The sequence below is a fragment of the Priestia sp. 3CA3 genome (genome assembly GCF_056836725.1).
The window spans coordinates 144738-164653 of the sequence record NZ_JBXENJ010000007.1; the positions used below are offsets into that span (position 1 = coordinate 144738).

The window sequence follows — 19916 nt, forward strand, 5'->3', positions numbered from 1 at the left end:
TATAAAAAAGACACCAATGCTGGTGTCTTTTAACGAGTTAATGCCTCTGCTTTTTCAACTTTTTTCTCCATACGCTTACGGTCACGTTCTAAAATTGGCTTCAGATAATGGCCCGTATAGGATTCTTTTACTTTCGCCACTTCTTCTGGCGTACCCGTAGCCACAATTTGTCCGCCTTTATCTCCACCTTCAGGCCCTAAATCAAGTAGATAATCAGCTGCTTTGATCACGTCTAAATTATGTTCGATCACTAGAACTGTATCTCCATTTTCAACTAAACGCTGAAGCACTTTTAATAAACGTGCGATATCATCGACATGAAGACCGGTAGTCGGTTCGTCTAAAATGTACAGCGTTCTTCCTGTTGAGCGACGGTGAAGCTCTGAAGCTAACTTTACACGCTGGGCCTCTCCACCCGATAAAGTAGTGGCCGGCTGTCCAAGCGTGATATAGCCAAGTCCTACATCGTAAATGGTCTGCAGCTTCCGCTTAATCTTTGGAATGTTTTCAAAGAAGTGAAGCGCGTCTTCAACTGTCATATCCAACACATCTGAAATGTTTTGATCTTTGTATTTTACTTCTAAAGTTTCCCGGTTATATCGTTTGCCGTGGCAGACTTCGCAAGGAACGTATACATCTGGCAGGAAATGCATTTCGATTTTAATAATACCGTCTCCTCGACAAGCTTCACAGCGGCCGCCTTTCACGTTAAAGCTAAAGCGGCCTTTTTTATATCCGCGCACTTTTGCTTCGTTTGTTTGGGCAAATACATCTCGAATGTCATCAAATACACCTGTATAGGTTGCAGGGTTTGAACGAGGCGTACGGCCTATGGGAGACTGATCAATATCAATGACTTTATCTAAATGTTCAATGCCTTTGATTTCTTTATGTTCTCCTGCTTTGCTTTTTGCTTTATGCAGCTTTTGCGCCAATGATTTGTGAAGGATATCATTTACAAGCGTACTCTTACCTGATCCAGATACACCTGTAACAGCTGTGAATACACCTAACGGAAGCTTTGCTTTTACATTTTTCAAATTGTTTTCTTTTGCTCCTATAATTTCAATCATCCGATCTTTATCTATCGAACGTCTTTCGGCTGGAAGTGGAATAAACTTCTCTCCTGATAGATATTGACCCGTTAAGGAATTTTCATCATCCATCACTTCCTGAGGCGTGCCTTGAGAAACAACGGCACCCCCGTGTACGCCGGCTCCTGGTCCGATATCAATTAAATAATCAGCTGCCATCATCGTATCTTCATCATGCTCTACAACAATCAACGTATTTCCAATATCGCGCATGTCTTGCATTGTGCGAATTAAGCGATCGTTGTCACGTTGATGAAGACCGATAGAAGGTTCATCTAAAATATAAAGAACCCCCGTCAAACGAGAACCGATTTGAGTAGCCAAGCGAATGCGCTGCGCTTCCCCTCCTGAAAGAGTTCCAGCAGAGCGGTTCAATGTTAAGTAATCAAGTCCCACGTTAATGAGAAAGCTTAGACGCTCACGAATTTCACGCAGTATCATATCCGCAATCTTCATGTCTTTTTCAGATAAACTGAGACTTTCAAAAAAGTCATATGCTTCTTTTACTGAAAAGCGTGTTGTATCTCCTATATGCTTTTCGTCAATAAGCACCGCTAAGCTTTCGCGTTTTAAACGATTTCCTTTACATTTTGGACAAGCTTGCTGAGCCATGTATTTTTCCATTTGCTCACGGATATAATCAGAACTTGTTTCATGATAACGGCGTTCTACGTTCCGAAGCACACCTTCAAATTCGATATGATTTTCTCTTACTTGGCCAAAATCATTTTCATAGCGAAAGTAAATTTTTTCTTTACCGCTGCCATATAATACTTTATCAAATAAATGTTCCGGGATATCTCGAACCGGCACATCCATGTCGATGCCGTAATGTGTACATACGGCTTCAAGCAGCTGCGGATAGTATTGAGAACTTGTTGGCTCCCAAGGTGCAATTGCGTGCTGATGAAGTGTTAAGTCATAGTTAGGAATCACTAAATCTTTATCCACTTCCAATTTCGTTCCTAACCCGTCACACGTTGGACACGCCCCGTACGGACTATTAAATGAAAACATGCGGGGCTCAAGTTCTCCAATGGAGAAGCCACATTTTGGACAAGCATGATGCTCGCTAAAAAGTAATTCTTCCTCACCTATTACATCAATAATTACTTTCCCATCTCCAAGGCGAAGAGCTGATTCCAAAGAGTCCGACAAACGAGCGGCTACACCTTCTTTGACAACAACGCGATCAATCACTACTTCAATGGAGTGCTTTTTGTTTTTTTCCAGTTCAATTTCTTCTGTTATTTCACGCATTTCTCCGTCTACTCGAATGCGAACGTACCCTTCCTTTTTAATATCTTCTAATACTTTTACATGGGTGCCTTTTCGGCCAGATACCACAGGGGCCAGTACTTGAAGTTTTGTACGTTCAGGGTACTCTAAAATTCTATCTACCATTTGCTCAATCGTTTGAGACGTAATTTCAATTCCATGATTAGGACAAATCGGCTTTCCTACACGAGCAAACAAAAGGCGCAAATAGTCATAGATTTCGGTCACAGTTCCGACGGTTGAACGAGGGTTTCGGCTCGTTGTTTTTTGATCGATTGAAATAGCAGGCGACAATCCTTCGATCGAATCTACATCTGGCTTATCCATTTGACCTAAAAACTGTCTTGCATACGCCGAAAGTGACTCGACATAACGTCTTTGTCCTTCAGCATAGATTGTATCGAAAGCTAAAGAAGATTTACCAGAACCTGACAACCCTGTTAATACCACTAATTTGTCTCGCGGGATTTCAATATCGATATTTTTCAAATTGTGGGCTCGTGCACCTTTTACCACGATTTTTTCCATCGCCATGTTTTATCACCCTTCCGCTTTTAATTCTAGAATCAAGTCACGAAGCTCAGCTGCGCGTTCAAAGTTAAGCGCTTTGGCTGCTTCTTTCATTTCTTGTTCCATTTCTTCTACGAGCTTTGCTTTTTCTTTTTTATTGAGTTTATCAAATGCCGGTGCTTCTTCATACGTTTCTGTATCTTCTGCTACTACTGTTGCACGAATTGAGCCTCGAACTTCTTTTTGAATCGTTGTCGGTGTAATACCATGCTCTTCGTTGTAAGCTTCTTGAATACTTCTACGACGCTTGGTCTCATTGATAGCAATGTCCATAGAGTTTGTGATGCGATCTGCATACATAATGACATGTCCATTAGCATTTCGAGCAGCACGTCCAATGGTTTGAATAAGCGATCGTTCTGAACGCAAGAATCCTTCTTTGTCCGCATCTAATATGGTTACTAACGAAACTTCTGGAATATCTAAACCTTCACGAAGTAAGTTAATCCCTATGAGCACATCATATTTTCCAAGCCGCAGCTCTCGGATAATTTCAATACGCTCGAGCGTCTTCACCTCAGAGTGAAGATATTGAACTTTAATGCCAATTTCTTTTAAGTAGTTCGTTAAATCCTCAGACATTTTCTTTGTTAACGTCGTGACGAGCACTCGTTCATTTCGCTTAATCCGGTCGTGAATTTCTCCAATTAAATCATCAATCTGCCCTTCAATTGGTCGAACTTCAATATTTGGATCTAATAATCCCGTTGGACGGATAATTTGTTCAATCACCTCAGGCGCCTTCTCAAGTTCGTAAGGACCTGGTGTTGCTGAAACATGGACGATTTGTTTAATATGCTGTTCAAATTCATCAAATTTAAGCGGACGGTTATCTAATGCAGACGGCAAGCGGAAACCATGGTCCACCAACACTTGTTTACGCGCTTGGTCTCCATTATACATTCCTCTAACTTGAGGAATGGTAACGTGGGATTCATCCACCACAAGAAGGAAATCTTCCGGGAAGAAATCCAGCAGTGTATAAGGTGTAGAACCAGCCGGACGAAGCGTTAAATGACGAGAGTAATTCTCGATTCCTGAACAAAATCCCATTTCTCTCATCATTTCTAGGTCGTAGCGAGTGCGCTGCTCCAAGCGCTGCGCTTCTAAAAGCTTTCCTGCTTCTTTTAACTTCTCTAGCTGTTCTTCTAGTTCTTTTTCAATGTTTTGAATGGCCACACGCATTTTTTCTTCCCTCGTGACGAAGTGAGATGCCGGGAAGATAGCCACGTGTTCACGATCTCCAATAATTTCTCCTGTTAAGGCGTCGACTTCGCGAATGCGGTCAATTTCATCCCCGAAAAATTCCACGCGAATACAGTGTTCATCTCGAGACACAGGAAAAATCTCAACAACATCACCGCGAACGCGGAACGTTCCACGCTTGAAGTCAATATCGTTTCTTTCGTACTGTACATCCACTAGCGTACGAAGCAGCTGATTGCGTTCTTTTTCCATTCCTACTCGAAGAGATACGACCATTTCTTTGTATTCTTCCGGAGACCCTAATCCATAAATACAGGATACGCTGGCAATAATAATGACATCTTTTCGTTCAAAAAGAGCAGAAGTTGCCGAGTGACGAAGTTTATCAATCTCGTCATTAATGCTTGCATCTTTTTCAATAAATGTATCTGTTTGAGGTACATAAGCTTCAGGCTGATAGTAATCATAGTAACTGACAAAGTATTCGACTGCATTATTAGGAAAAAACTCTTTAAACTCACTGTACAATTGACCAGCAAGCGTTTTGTTATGAGCCATAATTAATGTTGGCTTATTTATTTCCTTAATAACATTAGACATAGTGAAGGTTTTTCCCGTTCCTGTAGCACCTAATAATACTTGATGCTGCTTACCTTCTTTAATTCCTTTCACAATCTTTTCAATTGCCTTTGGCTGATCACCTTGCGGTTGATATGGGGATACTAATTCAAACTGATCTTTCAAATGAAGGCCTCCGTTTCTATTTTCTTGTTTTATCTATTTTTATTACGATATGTAAAAACCGAAAACACGAACTGATATTCGTATTTTATCACTTTATACTCATAAATGAAACTAATGAGTATTAATCTTATATAGTGTTTGTTTGTTTTGATTTTTTACCCTGTTACTTTATTACCCACTAAATTCTTATACTACCCTTTTCGAGGGGAATACAACTCTTTAGATGAAAGCAATAAAAGAAAGTAAGCTGCCTAATTGTTTGAAAAAGATAGGCTTTTGCGCCAATTTCTAAATTATGATACAGTATAAAAAATATGTACTGAGAGGGGTTTAGTATGGCAAGCGTTGATCAAGTTCTTATAAATAACTCCTTTATAACAGTTGAAGAATCAACTTCTTTAGCTAAAGTGAAATCTGAACTTTCCAACTATGATTTCGTTGTAGTCACAGCAAGTACCTTTTATGTAATACAAAAAGATGAACGATACCTTTTAACAGGTCATGACGAGGCATCGTCCATTAAAAAAGTAATAGCGGACACAAATTGGCCTTCATCTTCTACTTCTACGTTAGCCAATTTACAAGCCAACACAAACTGGAATAGACCAGTCCTCATTCAAGCAGAAAACCAAGAAACCACAATAGGACTTGTAACACCTTCACAGTGGATTACACATTTGCATAGCCAAAACGAGATATTAGCTTCCTATTTTGATACATTGGCAGAAACCATTAATGATGCAGTGACAGCGGTCGATCATGAAGGAAATGTAATCTTGTGGAATACTGCTGCGGAACATACGTATAAGATTCAGAGAGATGATATTATTGGTAGAAAAATCGGAGAGCATTTTAAAGATGAATCCATCATTCTACATACGATTCTAAATGAAGGGCGTCCTGTGCGCGGAACGTATCATCGTCCTAATGAACAAACTCACGTGCTCATCAATGCATCTCCTATTATAAGAAACAACCGAGTCATAGGTGGAGTCGCAACCGAACATGACATTACCAATATTGTAAGACTAAATGAAGAAATTGATGTATCTCTTCTCATTCCGAAAGATAATCCATTTTCTTCTTTTGCGGGTATCAGTCCTGAAATTAAGCAAGCCGTTGACATTGCCAAAAAAGTGGCATCTACAGATATGCCTATTTTATTAACAGGAGAACCTGGTTCTGGGAAAGAAATGCTGGCTCAGGCCATCCACTACGGGGGATCCAAACATAAAGAACCTTTTTTATCTTTAAATTGCGCCACTATTCCATCTGGACTTCTGGAAATTGAACTCTTTGGTCATCAAAAAGACGTCTTTTCAGAAGATCCAACGACCATTGCAGGAAAACTGGAGCAGGCTCATAACGGGACGTTATTTATTGAAGAAATTGATAAAATGCCTCTTGAAATTCAAGTTAAGTTTCTCCGTTACTTGGAAGAACGAGCCTTTTATCACGTTGGAGGCACGGAAGAAATTCAAGTCCAAACCCGAATTGTAGCCTCTACTACGACGCCTTTGGAAGAGTTGCTAAAAGCCGGTGAATTCCATGAAAATCTTTACTATTTGCTGACCGTCATTAATATTATCATTCCGCCGCTTCGAGACCATAAAGAAGACATTGAAGCATTAACGCAGCAATTTGTACAGGAATTTAGTAAAAAGTATAAAAAGAAGGCTCCTTTCATCAGCTCTGAAGTTCTCGAAGCCTTTATGCAATACGATTGGCCAGGAAATATTCGCGAGCTGAGAAATACGATTGAACGAATGATTTTTCTTAGTGATCAGTCGTTGATTACCCTTACGCACCTTCCTGACAATCTGAAGGATGCCAGTTCTTTCACAGAAGTTCAAAAAGAAGAAGATTCTCTCCAAGAAGCTAGGCTAATAGAAGAGACTCTTCAAAAAACCTATGGAAACAAAAGTGCAGCAGCAGATCTGCTTGGCATTTCGCGCGGCACCCTTTATAACAAAATCAAAGAATACGGATTAAACTAATTAAAAAATTCGACACGAAGCTCAGGATACTTGTGTCGAATTTTTTATGTTTCTTGAACTGAACTTATTTGGAGAAATTTTTTAATACGAACCATACGTTGGCGGGGCGTTCGGCTAGGCGTCTCATGAAATACCCAAACCAATCAATTCCGTAAGGAACATAAACCCTGACTTTATATCCTTCTTTGACCAGACGATCCTGTAGCTCTACGCAAATTCCATAAAGCATTTGGAACTCAAACTGATCATTTGAAATGCCGTTTTCTCTTACTAATCGTTTTGTATACTGAATCATTTCCTCATCGTGACTTGCTACAGCTGTATAGTGTCCATTTAATAAATGCATTTTAATGATTTTTTTATAGTTTTCATCTACGTCTTTCTTTTCCGGAAACGATACTTCTGGCGATTCTTTGTAAGCTCCTTTTACCAGACGTAAATTGGCTTGATATTGATGTAAGTCATTCATATCTTGTTCTGTACGATAAAGATACGCTTGAATCACAATTCCAATATTATCAAATTCTTTACGTAATTCTTTATACATATCAAGGGAGATTTGGCAGTGCAAGTAGTCTTCCATATCAATTCGAACAAAAATATCATTCACTCTGGCTGTGTGTAGAATTCTGCGCATATTTTCCATACAAAGCTCTTTGCTAATATCCAATCCTAAAGAAGTCATCTTTAATGATAAATTTGATTGAACGCCCGATGCTGCAATGGCTTCTAGTGTCTGAATGCACATGGCCGTAGATAACCTAGCTTCCTCTTCTGTAAAAACAAATTCGCCTAAATGATCGAGTGTCACAACTTTCCCACCATTGTTAAGCTCCTTGGATGTTTGAATTGCTGATTCAATTGAGTCTCCAGCAACAAAACGAGCTGCCCCCATCCGCAATCCATACTTTTTAGCTAATTTATTCATTGAATGATTTTTGCCAAGCGACTGAAACATCGTTCTCATTAACACTTCCATCGATACTAAACCTCCTTTTATTTTTAAAAATCAAAATAAATATAATTTTCAGATTAATTTCTTTATTTTTCTATACCCCAACTACATATTTGTACACACATTTAAAATAATTTACACAAAATTGTTTAAGTTATTTTATTTACAAACATATTTGTATAATTAATTTAATTATACTCATTTATCGATGGAACCGTAACAACAGTGTTATGAGTTCTAACTCGTTTTTCGACATAAAAAAGCTCTCCACATTTCGTAGAGAGCTTTTGCGTACGTTTTGATAATAGGACGATTCACTTATCATCAAAGCAACAATCTTTATTTTCCAGCTGCTAGCATGCCTTTTGCATATATAAAACCAATGGCTGCTGAAAGTAAATCTATTAAAATAATAAGCGGATAATCTGCGTACCCTTTATATACAGAAACAGCTATCAACAAAAGCGTCAGCGCTGTGGCAACATATAGGTTATATGTTACTCTAGCAAACAGAACAAGCAATATGGCGGGTAGAAAAACTGCGGCAATCGTTTTGACTTCCACAAACATTTCTCCTTTTTATCCGTCTTTTAACCAGCTTGTGAATTACGTTTTGTATAATTGTGTACAAACAAAATACCTAGTTCATGATGTTCGTTGTCATACAATGCTCGCTGAGTAAAGCGAACTTCTCCATTTTCGTCAATAACTTCTAGCTTACAAAAAGCACGGTTATTCACTTGTAATGCTTCATAAAATTTATGGACTTCAGATATAGCGATTCCATTTACTTTAATAATCACTTCTCCTACTTTCAAACCCATTTTCTCTGCCGGAGAATGAGGGATGATTCCTAACACAACCAAACCTTGTGTACGCTTAGTAAATAGTGCGGGCGCTTTTTCATCGCTTCGACGCTGCTGCAAACGAATCCACTCTCTTCCTATGATCGCTAGAATAACAACAGCGACAGCGGCAGGAGGATAAAGAATAGCAGCAATTGTAATAATCGTTAATCCCACGCCTAATGCTAATACACGCTTACCGGTAAATTCAATAGATTTAAACGGAACCATACTTTGAATTCGCTGATAAAAACCGATAGCAAAAGGAACAAAAAACAGGCTAAATGATGTTCCGTCAATAGATAACACAGGCCACCATGGAAACACAGACGTAATGGCGCTGCCTGGAATTAAGACAAAAAGCGGAACAACCCATAATTTTTGAGAATAATGAGCCCCAATTTCCTGCCCTCTTTTACTTTTCACAATGGCTGGAGACGTACCTTTTGCTCCAAACTTCCAAATTAAATATCCTTCTGCTAATACAAGCAGCGACATTAAAATAGTAAGAGAAGGTAAATCTGCGTTATGAGCTTGCACAGACCACGTTTGAATAAATCCTTCACCGAAACCAGCTGCAGGAATAAGCAAGGTCGCAAGCACAGCCAGTCCTACGGTATAAGAAGGAGAAAGCCATTTAAACGTCCACGGGCCGCTTATGATAAAAGTTAAAACAGCTACAAGTACAATCGTTCCTATAGATACATAGACACCTAGCAACACGGTAACAACGGATAAAATCAAACCAATAATGATACCTGGAAAAAATAAATATTTTGCTTCTAAAATAAAATCAAACACGCGAACATGAAAATTCTGACGCTCTCTCTTGACGCGAGAAAGACCTACAAAAAACGAGACGAGCAGAAATAAATAAGTTAACGGGTGCAAAAATAAACGCCCGATACCTTTTAAAAGCTCTAATGCAAAATCCATTTTTTCACCACCTGTATTTTTCACATTTTTATTACAACATTTACGATTGATTGTTATGTATCATAGGCTTCTTTATTTTATCAAAATGCATCACTAACCGACAATGTTGTTTTTACTAAAAAAAGTTCCGTGCTTTGGAAAAGCACGGAACTTTTTCTGCTTCTTATTGACTAGCTAGCTTTAAAGCCGTTTGAAGCTGACGATCTTCATCTTTGGATTTAATTTTTTCTAATAGTTTTGTTTGTAAAAGCGCTGCTGTATCTTCATCAATTTCACCTGTAGCTTTTTGCTTATTGGCTTTTTGGAATGCAGTTACAGCTGTTTCTGTCTCTTTACTAAAATATCCGTCTGTACGTCCAGGTTCAAAGCCAAGGCCTTTTAGCATCACTTGAGCATTCTTCACTTGGTCACCTGTCATATCACGTGTTAATGGCTTTTTATCAACTTGAATTGGATTTGCATAATAGTAATCCGGCTGCTTGACTTCTACCGTTGGTTTTATACCTTTTTCGTTAATCCAGTTTCCATCAGGCGTTAGCCATTTATAGAACGTTAATTTTAAATTACTGCCGTCTTCCATTGGAACAGCTTGTTGAACCGTTCCTTTTCCATAGGATTTTTCACCGACTAGCTTGTATCCGCCTGCTTCTTTTAATGCCCCGGCAAGAATTTCAGAAGCAGATGCACTTCCTCCATCAATCAAGGCCACAATTGGATAATCCTTTTGCTTTTTCATTGAAGAAACCACTTTTTGACGTTCACCGTTACGATCTTCAATTTGAATGTATGGCTTTTTATTCGTTACTAATTTATCGAGCATTTTTTCAACACTCGTTAAATAGCCACCAGGATTTCCACGAACATCTAGAACTAAACCATCAATATGTTTATTTTCAAGTTTTTTCAACTGTTTCGTAAATTCGTCTCCCGTTGATTCAGAGAATGACGTAATTTCCATGTAACCAATTTTTTTATTGTTTACATTTTTAACAGAAGAATAGACGGTTTCAATTGGAATCTCATCTCTTACAACTTTTACTTTCATCGTTTCTTTCACGCCTGGTCTTTGAACATCTAATGTCACGGTAGAGCCTTTTTTACCTCGAATTTTTAATACCGCTTCATTCAATTCAAGACCCGCGATACTTTTACCATCGATCTTTAAAATCTGATCATTTGGTTTTAATCCTGCTTTTTCCGCAGGAGATTGTTTAAACGGAGCTACGATTGTTACTTTTCCATCTACCATGCTTACTTCAGCACCAATCCCCTCAAACGATGAATCAAGAGACTGCGTGAATTGCTGTGCCGTTTTCTTATCCATGTAAGATGAGTGAGGGTCTCCTAAGGTTTGTACCATTCCTTGGATTGCGCCATCTAATAATTTTTTGTCATCTACATCTTTGTAATATTTTGAAGATATCAGTTCGTAAGCCTGCTTGATTTTGTCTAGCTCTTCCTTTTCCACTTTACTATCATTTGAAGAAGTTGTAAGGGGGGTACTGACCGTTCCAGCATTTGCATACTGAATGCCAAAATATGTACCTGCTGCTCCAACAACTAAGGAGAGTGCCATTAATAGTGCAACGATTTTCCGATTCAAGTTCTTTCATCCTCCTCAACCTTAAGCCATCTCTTCTTATTATAATAGATACAACCAAAACTATGTAATAAAAAGGATGCATGTGTTATTTGTAGCAAAAGGCACCACACAAATCAAGTGCGATGCCTTTTTGTTAAACTATATGTTGAGCTTGTACCACGTATGCTAGGAACTTAAAATTTAATATAACGTTCAGGGTTTACAGCAGAGCTTTTGCCTTTCCAATCGCCCTTATGCAATTCAAAATGCAGGTGAGCACCAAACGAACGTCCTGTGTTCCCTATATAACCTAATTGTTGACCTTTATTGATAGATTGACCACTTGAGACGCTGTAGCTCTCTAAGTGAGCATAAACTGTAACCCACGTCTGACCTTCGACATTGTGACGAATAAATACGGCATTACCAAAAGAAGAAGAATGATATGCTCTAATTACTTTTCCGCTTGCTGCGGCTACAACTGGCACACTTTCTCCTCGCTTTCCAATATCAATACCGTAATGTCCTCTTCCAAACGTTTCTCGATATCCAAAATGAGATGTTACCGGGCCCTTTGCCGGCCTCATAAACGACCCGCTTGTAACAGGTGGTGCCTCCTCTGTTGCCCCGGCTTTTTCAATTTCTTGCTGTTGAGCTTGTGCTGCATTTTTTTGATCGGCTAAAATAGAAGCTTGCTCTTCTAATCCAACGGCTTCTTCATTAAATTCTTTTTCCTGATCTTTGAGCGTTTGCATGAGGTGATTCTTTTCATCCACTTGTTTTTGCAGCTGCGCACGAAGATTTTTAAGTTCTTCAAGCGCTTGATTTACTTCCGTTAGCTTGTTTTGAACTTTTGTTTCTTTCTCTTCTTTTGCCTTTTTATCAGCTTCATGCTGCATTAACAAATCGCGGTCAGCCCCTACAATTGTCGAAACCGCACTCACTCTGCTAATAAAGTCTCCGAAGCTTTCAGAGCCTAGCAGTACATCTATGTAATCCACAGACCCGCCGTTTTCTTGTAAAGCACGAGCACGCTTTTTTAATAGCTCATTTCGTTTTTCAATTCTTTTTTTTACAACGTCAATTTCATTTTTCAGCTTTTCGATGTCTTGCTTTGCTTTTTCTACTTCAGCTTCACGGCTGCGGATGTCTGCATTTGTCTGTCCGACTTCTGAATCCAAACGCGCAATCTCAGCTTCTTCGTTTTTTTGCTGTTCTTGAACTTCTTTTAATTTCTCTTTATTTTGATTAATATTTTGGTTCACATCGTTACTTTTTTTCTCTAAATCACTGAGTTTAGTAGTGCTGGCACTTTCTGCATAAGCAACTTTTTCATTACCTATCCAAGCTGTACCTAGTCCAACTAAAACTGCTGCTGTCATTACTAATGTCTTACGTGTCATTTGTTTCTCCCCATTTGCACATATTTCCCCGTATAAACGGGCATTAGCAAGACCCCCATTAGCACTTTTTTCTATTTTTATCTGTAATTACACAACAACCTCACATCTGATAAACATCAAATGTGAGGTTGTTATAATCTATTATGTTAAAAATCTATCTTTATTTTCGTAAGAATTTACGGATGGATAATGTACTTCCCCACATCCCAATTAGACCACCGATTACAAGTAGTAATAGCGATACTTGAAGCACGAATGGAAAAGCAGGTAAAAGTTCAAAGAATCCATCGAACTTAGGCTGAACTTCATTATATAAAACGCTGTACACACCGATAATAACAGCAATTGGCACAATAGAACCAAGCACTCCTAAAAACAGACCTTCAATAAAGAACGGCCAGCGAATAAAGGAGTTTGTGGCTCCAACTAAGCGCATAATTTCAATCTCTTCACGGCGAGCTACAATCGTAATTTTAATTGTATTTGAAATGAGGAACATCGCTGTAAATAGAAGCCCTAAAATCAGTACTACTCCGATATTACGAGCTACTTTCAGCACTTTAAATAACTTTTCAACTTGATCTTGTCCGTATTGAACTTTTGCTGCATACGGATATTTCTCAATTTGTTTAGCTACTTTTGCGACATCAGTCGGCTCTTTTGTTTTAACAACAAACACATCATTTAATGGGTTTTGCTGCTCAAACGGTTCAAAAGCTTGTCCTTCATCACCCATACTATTAATTAAATCTTTTAACTCTTTATCTTTAGAAGAAAACGTCACCGTATCAACTTGCTTAATTGCATCTAGCTTTTCTTTCATTGCTTTTCGATCATCCGCTGTCGCTGCAGCATCAACGTGAACGCGAATTTCCACATCATTTTCAATCAATTTAGCAATGTGGTTTAAATTCATCATCAACATAAAAAATACGCCTACAAGCAAGAGCGTCACGGTAACCGCGCTTGCAGATGCGAATGTCATCCAGCCGTTTCTTCCTAAACTTTTAGATCCTTCACGTAAGTGGCGACCGAATGTCCTAGCCTTCATATCCGTATTCACCTCTTACTTCATCACGCACAACATTTCCATTTTCAATCGCAATTACGCGCTTTCGAATTGTATTTACAATTTCACGGTTATGCGTTGCCATTAAAATAGTCGTACCGCGTTTATTAATCTCCTCAAAAATATCCATGATTTCCCATGAAGTCTCCGGATCAAGGTTCCCTGTCGGTTCGTCGGCGATGACAACCTTAGGACTATTCACAATTGAACGCGCAATAGACACACGCTGCTGCTCTCCTCCAGATAATTCATCAGGGAAAGAATCCATTTTACCCTTTAACTTAACAAGCTCTAGCACCTCTAGCACTCGCTTTTTAATTTCTTCGGGACTTTGCTCAATTACTTCTAGTGCAAAAGCAATGTTTTCATAGACCGTTAATTTTGGAAGCAGCTTGAAATCTTGAAAGACTACACCAATATGACGTCTAAAGATAGGAACTCTGCTATCTTTTATTTTTGCTACATTTGCACCGTTTACAATGATATTTCCTGAAGAAGGCTTTTCTTCACGATACATCATTTTAATAAAAGTGGATTTTCCTGCTCCACTTGGTCCTACGATATAAGCAAACTCACCTTGATTAATCTTGATGCTAATGCCATTGATTGCTTTTACACCGTTCGGATACGTTTTATATACATTTTGCATTTCAATCATAAGTAATCACCTAATCAAGTGTGTTATTTTAATACTATGTAAAACTTGTCAAAATACGACAAAACTCTACAATTCAAACCAAAAATTCGACTCTTCTCACGCGCTTTCTCATTATAACATCACTCTTCGTGAAAATAAGCCCCAAAAATATTACATTTTTATTTCAAATATGACATAAGTAGGATATTTTTAGCAGGGTATGAGAATTTATCCTTATTTTTAATTCTGTTGTTTTTTGCTGTTCATTTTTTTACGAATATCGTTAGACAAAGCACATTCATGTCTACTTTTTTACAAACAAGGTATGATAAATAAGAAAAACGATGAGGAGAGATAACATGATCACTATTTATGGAAGTTCACGGGAAAACGGAAATACGGAAGAATTGGCTAAAGCAGTCTTAAAAGATATCAATACTGAAGAAGTTTACTTACGTAGGCATACCATTAACCCCATTACTGATATGCGTCACGATGAACATGGATTTACCAATCAACAAGATGATTATTATGATATAGCGAAAAAGATGGCAGCGCACGATACTATTTTATTTGTTACGCCTCTTTACTGGTACGGTATGAGCGGATTGATGAAGAACTTTGTGGATCGTTGGTCTGAAAGCCTTAGAGATTCGACAATCAACTTTAAAGAACAAATGAAAAATAAGCGCGTCTATGTATTAGTAGTCGGGGGCACAGGCGCATCTGTAAAGGCCCTTCCTCTTATTATGCAATTTCAATACATTGTCGATTTTATTGGTTCTTCCTTTAGCGGATACATCATTGGAGAAGCCAATGCACCTGGAGACATAGCAAAAGATGTCAAAGCTCAACAGCAAGCTATTGTCTTAAATGAACAATTAAAGCAGCTTTAACACAAAAATAAGACGGATACCCGTCTTATTTTTTCTTTGCCAGCCAAGCCGCAACTTTTTTGGCATCTTCTTCATTAATCAGTCCTTTTGGCATACCGCCTTGACCATTGTTAATAATGTTTTCAATTTCAGCTTCTGAGTGCTTGCTGCCTACATGCTGCAAGCTTGGCCCATTTGCTCCTCCTAAATCTACACCGTGACAGCCTGTACAGTTTTTCTTCACAATATCTTCTGCACTCGCTGAAGATTCACCGGCAGATTCATTTTTGGAACTGCCTCCGCCGCACGCGGACAAAACAAGCGCTAGGCCAATTGTTAACGTTAATAATACTTTTTTCAAGCCTTCTCCCCCTTGCTGTAGAGTTTTCACTCTATTATAACCTACTCAAGAATGTTTAAAACACTCTGTTTACAAGGACTTTGTTTCAATTTCATGAATTCTCTCATCGTATTTATGTATGAGGTCAAGCAATTGATTCGTTTCCTAAACGTTTTTTGTATACTACGCGTGAAATTGTCACACTGAGCTCATATAAGAGCAGAAGCGGGACAATGACTAAAATATCCGAAATAAAATCAGGAGGAGTAATAAGCACAGATATCACAATTAAAGCAAAATAAGATAACTTCCTTGCTTTAGCTAACCTCACTGGATTTAGAACCCCTAAACGCGTTAAAAATAAGACAACTAAAGGCATTTCAAATAAAAAACCAAATGGTAAACACAGATTAAGCATAAAACGGAAATAATGCTCCGCCGTAAACATGAGTGAAAACTGATCATTCGACAAACCTGTTAAAAATGCTAAAACCATTGGAAATAAAACAAAATAACCAAACCCCAAGCCACTTACAAATAAGAGAAAAAAGAATGGAATGAAGGTAATCATAATCTTATGCTCTTCCTTTTTTAATCCCGGTGAAACAAACCGAAATACTTGATAAGCAGCTACTGGAAGTGTAAAAGCAAGCGCAAAAACAAATGCAATCACCATATAAATCCATACAATTTCACTTGGTCCAAGTACAGCAAGCTTACCGTCCAAATCTTTCACTAGCCACTGATAAATATCTTGTACAAATACAAAACTGACAATAAGTAAAACTACAAATGCACAAAGTGTTTTAATAATACGAACACGCAATTCTTCAAGGTGCTCCATCAAGCTCATTTCTCCCATTGTCTATTTCTCCTTTCTGACAAGTAGAAATAGACGAGTTTCCTCGTCTATTTCCTTACTTGCAATGTCGATTCATTCCTTTTTTGTTCAGAAACGGTTGCTGCCTGCTTTTCTTTAACACTTTCATCATCTGATACGAGCCCTTTTGCTGCTCCTTTAAATTCAGTTAATGTTCGCCCAAACGCCCGTCCAACTTCCGGCAGCTTAGACGGCCCAAAAATAATTAACGCAATGATCAAAATAATAACTAAACCAGGAATTCCAATATTAGAAAGCATACTTGACCTCCTTTCCCTTACTCAATTTACTGCTGTACTTTTTCTTTCTTTTTCAACTCTTGTTTTTCATGTGCTTTCCCGTGTGCCCGCATACGATCTTCCTCTACTTCCTTAGAAATCTTTAGCCCACGCGGCACGTTATTTACTTCAACTTCTGTCATACCTTTTCCATCTTTTTTATATTGAAAGGAAGCTCGAGTTGAAATTTCCGCACCAGGTTCTGTTACAAAAGGCACAACGCGATAATCAGCTTGCCATATATCAGGAGTGACCGTACACCTTACATATCCTCTGTAATCATTAAAGAATGTAAGATGTGGATTTTGACTTAAAATTTTATCCGTATCAGCTCGTTTATCTGCTCCGTTCCCTCCGGAAGTGATGGAGGTGCCAACGAACTCTGCACCAATAATTCTTGAATTAAGATTGGCAAAATCCGTGTGTAAATTAGAAGCCCAGTTAGCGTGCACATCTCCAGTTAGTACAATGACGTTGTCCAACTTTTTCTTTTCAATAAAATCAATAACACGCTGACGATTCGCCGTATACCCATCCCATGCATCCATGCTGTATGTAGGCTTAGCCGCCGTTCCAAATTTTCTGGGAGCAAAGAAAATTTGTTGAGCCAGTACGTTCCAATGACACGCTGATTTTTCAAGATTAGTAAAAAGCCATTTTTCTTGTTCAATCCCTAATAGTGTACGTTTAGGATCAAGAGATTCTGGCGTTTGCGGCTTTGTTCCGTCTCCGTTTGCTTGATCGTCTCTGTATTGACGCGTATCCAACACTTGAAAGGAAGCTAGTTTCCCATATGAAAAGTCACGATACAATCTCATATCCGTTCCGTGAGGCAAGGATGTTTGACGCAAAGGCATATGTTCGTAATAAGCTTGATAAGCTGCCGCGCGGCGTTGAATAAATGCTTCTACTGATTGTCCTTTTTCAGGAATTACATTTGCATAATTGTTTTCTACTTCATGATCATCCCACGTCACAATCCAAGGAAAAGCAGCATGAGCAGACTTCAAATTGGCATCTGACCTGTACTGAGCATGCCTGTTTCGATAGTCTTGAAGCGTTTGAATTTCTGCGCTGCTGTGAGTACGAACATTTCCGCTTGCAGCCACATACTCGTTTGGTCCATATTCATAGATGTAATCGCCCAAATGAACCACAAAATCCAATTGTTCTTTAACCATATGTTCATAAGCTGTAAAGTAACCATGTTCATACTGTTGACACGAAGCGAATGCAAACGTCATGCTGGCTACTTCTGCATTTGCTGAAGGAAGTGTTTTTGTTTTTCCAACCGGGCTTAACTCATGACCGCTTTTAAATCGATAATAATAAATACGGCCTGGCTTTAATCCTTTTACATCAACGTGAACAGAGTGAGCAAGTTCAGGTCTAGCTATTTCTGTTCCTCGTTTGACAATTCGATGAAAGTCTTCATCTTCGGCAAGCTCCCATTTTACTGGAACGGGTTGATTAGGCATTCCCCCGCCATTCAATGGGTCTGGTGCTAATCTTGTCCAAAGAACAATACTATCTGCTAAAGGATCTCCCGATGCGACGCCTAAAGTGAACGGATAACTTGAAAATTTAGGCGCTGCCGCTGAAACTTCTACTGCATTTAAACCGATAGACTGAGCAATTGTTAAGCCAAGTGATACTCCTGCTACTTTTCCAGCTCCTTGTAAAAAACGCCTTCTATCAAACCCTTTACTCGAAGAAAAACTGTTCTGTTTTACTTGCTCTATTAATTCGTGTAACGATTTATTTGCCACTGCACATGCCCCTTCCTCTTGATTTAACTCAAATTATAAAAGCTGTTTGTAAAAGAGGTATAAAGGATTGTAAAGAAGCATTTACCATAAAATAGGTATTTTAAACCATTTTATTTCATTGACAAAATAAGCGAACGGACGACAGCAACCTTTAAATTTCTGCATTTTCTTAATTTTCTATCTACAAATAGTTCTTTACGCTCGTTTTTCTTCATTCAAATTTTACAAAGTCCTAACAACTAAAAAAAGGCAGCATACCGAGGTATACTGCCTTTTGATTAAATATGAGAACGTAAATACGCATCAATAAACGGATCTAGATCTCCATCCATTACACTTTGCGTGTTTCCGACTTCGGTATTTGTGCGGTGATCTTTTACTAACGAATACGGATGGAATACGTAAGAACGAATTTGACTTCCCCATCCAATATCTTTTTGTTCTCCGCGGATTTCAGCTAGCTGTTCTTGCTGCTTCTCAATTTCTAACTGATACAACTTAGATTTTAACATCTTCATTGCTTGCTCACGGTTTTTAATTTGTGAACGTTCCGTCTGACAAGATACGACTACATTAGTTGGGAGGTGAGTAATACGAACAGCTGAATCTGTTGTATTGATATGCTGACCTCCGGCACCGCTTGCACGGTACGTATCAACCTTCAAATCTTCCGTACGAATATCAATTGAAATTTCATCGTTAAATTCCGGCATTATGTCGCACGATACGAATGACGTATGGCGACGGCCTGATGAATCAAACGGAGAAATACGAACGAGACGATGAACGCCTTTTTCAGCTTTTAAATACCCGTACGCATTATGGCCTTTAATTAAAAGCGTTACACTTTTAATACCAGCTTCATCCCCAGGTAAGTAATCAAGTGTTTCTACTTTGAAACCTTTTTTCTCCGCCCAGCGCGTATACATACGTAGTAACATTGAACCCCAATCCTGTGATTCTGTTCCACCAGCACCTGGGTGCAATTCTAAAATGGCGTTATTTTTATCATACGGCTCGCTTAAAAGCAGCTGTAATTCAAAGTCGTTCATGCCTGAAATAAGCTCTTTTAGTTCACTAACTAGTTCTTCTGCTAAATCTTCATCGTATTCTTCTTTTACAAGTTCATGAGATATCTGTAAATTTTCGTATGTTTCATCTAAGTGGTTAAATTGATTTACTGCATCTTTTAAACCATTGGCTTCATTAATAACAGTCTGAGCTGCCTGCTGGTCATTCCAAAAATTTGGATCAGCCATAGTCTCATCTAATTCATCGATACGAGCTTGTTTTGTATCGAGGTCAAAGAGACCCCCTAAAGTCCGCTAATCGCTTAGCTGTTTTGTCAAGTTCTTGCTTAATTTCTACTAAATCCATGAGTTAAACACCTCTATTTTATTTTTGACGCACAGGAAGGAAATGAGAAGACTCATTTCCTTCCTGTACTAGTTCATTCTA

General features: G+C 38.5%; 16 protein-coding genes. 2 read left to right on the forward strand and 14 right to left on the reverse strand.

Features of this window, described 5'->3' with window-relative positions; translation table 11 throughout:
* Nucleotides 1-29: 29 nt before the first annotated feature.
* Nucleotides 30-2906, reverse strand: coding sequence for an excinuclease ABC subunit UvrA (gene uvrA / locus AC1VNJ_RS19265; RefSeq protein ID WP_028412038.1), 2877 nt, complete (start codon nucleotides 2904-2906; stop codon nucleotides 30-32).
* A 6-nt stretch (nucleotides 2907-2912) separates the two neighbouring features.
* Nucleotides 2913-4892 (reverse strand): excinuclease ABC subunit UvrB, encoded by a 1980-nt coding sequence (uvrB, locus tag AC1VNJ_RS19270; RefSeq protein WP_033580416.1) that lies wholly within the window; start codon nucleotides 4890-4892, stop codon nucleotides 2913-2915.
* 335 nt (nucleotides 4893-5227) lie between these two features.
* Here uvrB and AC1VNJ_RS19275 point away from each other — a divergent pair, with 335 nt between their 5' ends.
* Nucleotides 5228-6889: a sigma-54 interaction domain-containing protein gene (locus tag AC1VNJ_RS19275; RefSeq protein WP_047749599.1), complete on the forward strand. Its 1662-nt coding sequence runs from the start codon at nucleotides 5228-5230 to the stop codon at nucleotides 6887-6889.
* Nucleotides 6890-6953: 64 nt separating this feature from the next.
* Here the strand turns inward: AC1VNJ_RS19275 and AC1VNJ_RS19280 are convergent, their stop codons facing one another.
* The 7 genes from AC1VNJ_RS19280 to ftsE all read right to left on the reverse strand — a co-directional run bounded on the left by AC1VNJ_RS19280 (nucleotide 6954) and on the right by ftsE (nucleotide 14337).
* On the reverse strand, nucleotides 6954-7868 hold the full coding sequence (locus AC1VNJ_RS19280; RefSeq protein ID WP_028412035.1) for a proline dehydrogenase family protein: 915 nt from the start codon (nucleotides 7866-7868) through the stop codon (nucleotides 6954-6956).
* A 315-nt stretch (nucleotides 7869-8183) separates the two neighbouring features.
* Nucleotides 8184-8408, reverse strand: a complete 225-nt coding sequence (locus AC1VNJ_RS19285; protein WP_028412034.1) for a DUF2198 family protein — start codon at nucleotides 8406-8408, stop codon at nucleotides 8184-8186.
* Nucleotides 8409-8434: 26 nt separating this feature from the next.
* Nucleotides 8435-9625: a PDZ domain-containing protein gene (locus tag AC1VNJ_RS19290; RefSeq protein WP_034264283.1), complete on the reverse strand. Its 1191-nt coding sequence runs from the start codon at nucleotides 9623-9625 to the stop codon at nucleotides 8435-8437.
* A 163-nt stretch (nucleotides 9626-9788) separates the two neighbouring features.
* Nucleotides 9789-11228, reverse strand: coding sequence for a S41 family peptidase (locus AC1VNJ_RS19295; RefSeq protein WP_028412032.1), 1440 nt, complete (start codon nucleotides 11226-11228; stop codon nucleotides 9789-9791).
* 173 nt (nucleotides 11229-11401) lie between these two features.
* Nucleotides 11402-12610, reverse strand: coding sequence for a murein hydrolase activator EnvC family protein (locus AC1VNJ_RS19300; protein ID WP_033580413.1), 1209 nt, complete (start codon nucleotides 12608-12610; stop codon nucleotides 11402-11404).
* A 160-nt stretch (nucleotides 12611-12770) separates the two neighbouring features.
* A complete protein-coding gene (ftsX, locus tag AC1VNJ_RS19305) occupies nucleotides 12771-13661 on the reverse strand; it encodes a permease-like cell division protein FtsX (protein ID WP_014457813.1) in 891 nt (296 codons plus the stop codon).
* The gene (gene ftsE / locus AC1VNJ_RS19310; protein WP_013085414.1) at nucleotides 13651-14337 is read right to left on the reverse strand and encodes a cell division ATP-binding protein FtsE; all 687 of its coding nucleotides are present in this window, start codon (nucleotides 14335-14337) and stop codon (nucleotides 13651-13653) included. The genes ftsX and ftsE overlap by 11 nt, the downstream gene beginning before the upstream one ends.
* A 338-nt stretch (nucleotides 14338-14675) precedes the next feature.
* Between ftsE and AC1VNJ_RS19315 the strand changes: the two genes are divergently transcribed.
* Nucleotides 14676-15212 (forward strand): flavodoxin family protein, encoded by a 537-nt coding sequence (locus AC1VNJ_RS19315; protein ID WP_028412030.1) that lies wholly within the window; start codon nucleotides 14676-14678, stop codon nucleotides 15210-15212.
* A gap of 25 nt (nucleotides 15213-15237) precedes the next feature.
* On the opposite strand, the gene cccB is transcribed toward AC1VNJ_RS19315, so the two are convergent.
* The 5 genes from cccB to prfB all read right to left on the reverse strand — a co-directional run bounded on the left by cccB (nucleotide 15238) and on the right by prfB (nucleotide 19835).
* Nucleotides 15238-15552: a cytochrome c551 gene (gene cccB, locus AC1VNJ_RS19320; protein WP_013059743.1), complete on the reverse strand. Its 315-nt coding sequence runs from the start codon at nucleotides 15550-15552 to the stop codon at nucleotides 15238-15240.
* A 124-nt stretch (nucleotides 15553-15676) separates the two neighbouring features.
* The gene (tatC, locus tag AC1VNJ_RS19325) at nucleotides 15677-16393 is read right to left on the reverse strand and encodes a twin-arginine translocase subunit TatC (RefSeq protein WP_047749597.1); all 717 of its coding nucleotides are present in this window, start codon (nucleotides 16391-16393) and stop codon (nucleotides 15677-15679) included.
* Between the two features lie 47 nt (nucleotides 16394-16440).
* Nucleotides 16441-16671 carry a twin-arginine translocase TatA/TatE family subunit gene (locus AC1VNJ_RS19330; protein ID WP_482641190.1) on the reverse strand — a complete coding sequence of 77 codons (231 nt, stop codon included), beginning with the start codon at nucleotides 16669-16671 and terminating at the stop codon, nucleotides 16441-16443.
* A 26-nt stretch (nucleotides 16672-16697) separates the two neighbouring features.
* Nucleotides 16698-18431: an alkaline phosphatase D family protein gene (locus AC1VNJ_RS19335; RefSeq protein ID WP_371129336.1), complete on the reverse strand. Its 1734-nt coding sequence runs from the start codon at nucleotides 18429-18431 to the stop codon at nucleotides 16698-16700.
* Nucleotides 18432-18736: 305 nt separating this feature from the next.
* Nucleotides 18737-19835 (reverse strand): peptide chain release factor 2 gene (gene prfB / locus AC1VNJ_RS19340; protein WP_114896991.1). Its coding sequence is split into 2 segments (ribosomal slippage): nucleotides 18737-19771 and nucleotides 19773-19835, totalling 1098 coding nucleotides; the frame shifts between segments, so codons are not numbered across the junction.
* Nucleotides 19836-19916: the final 81 nt, after the last annotated feature.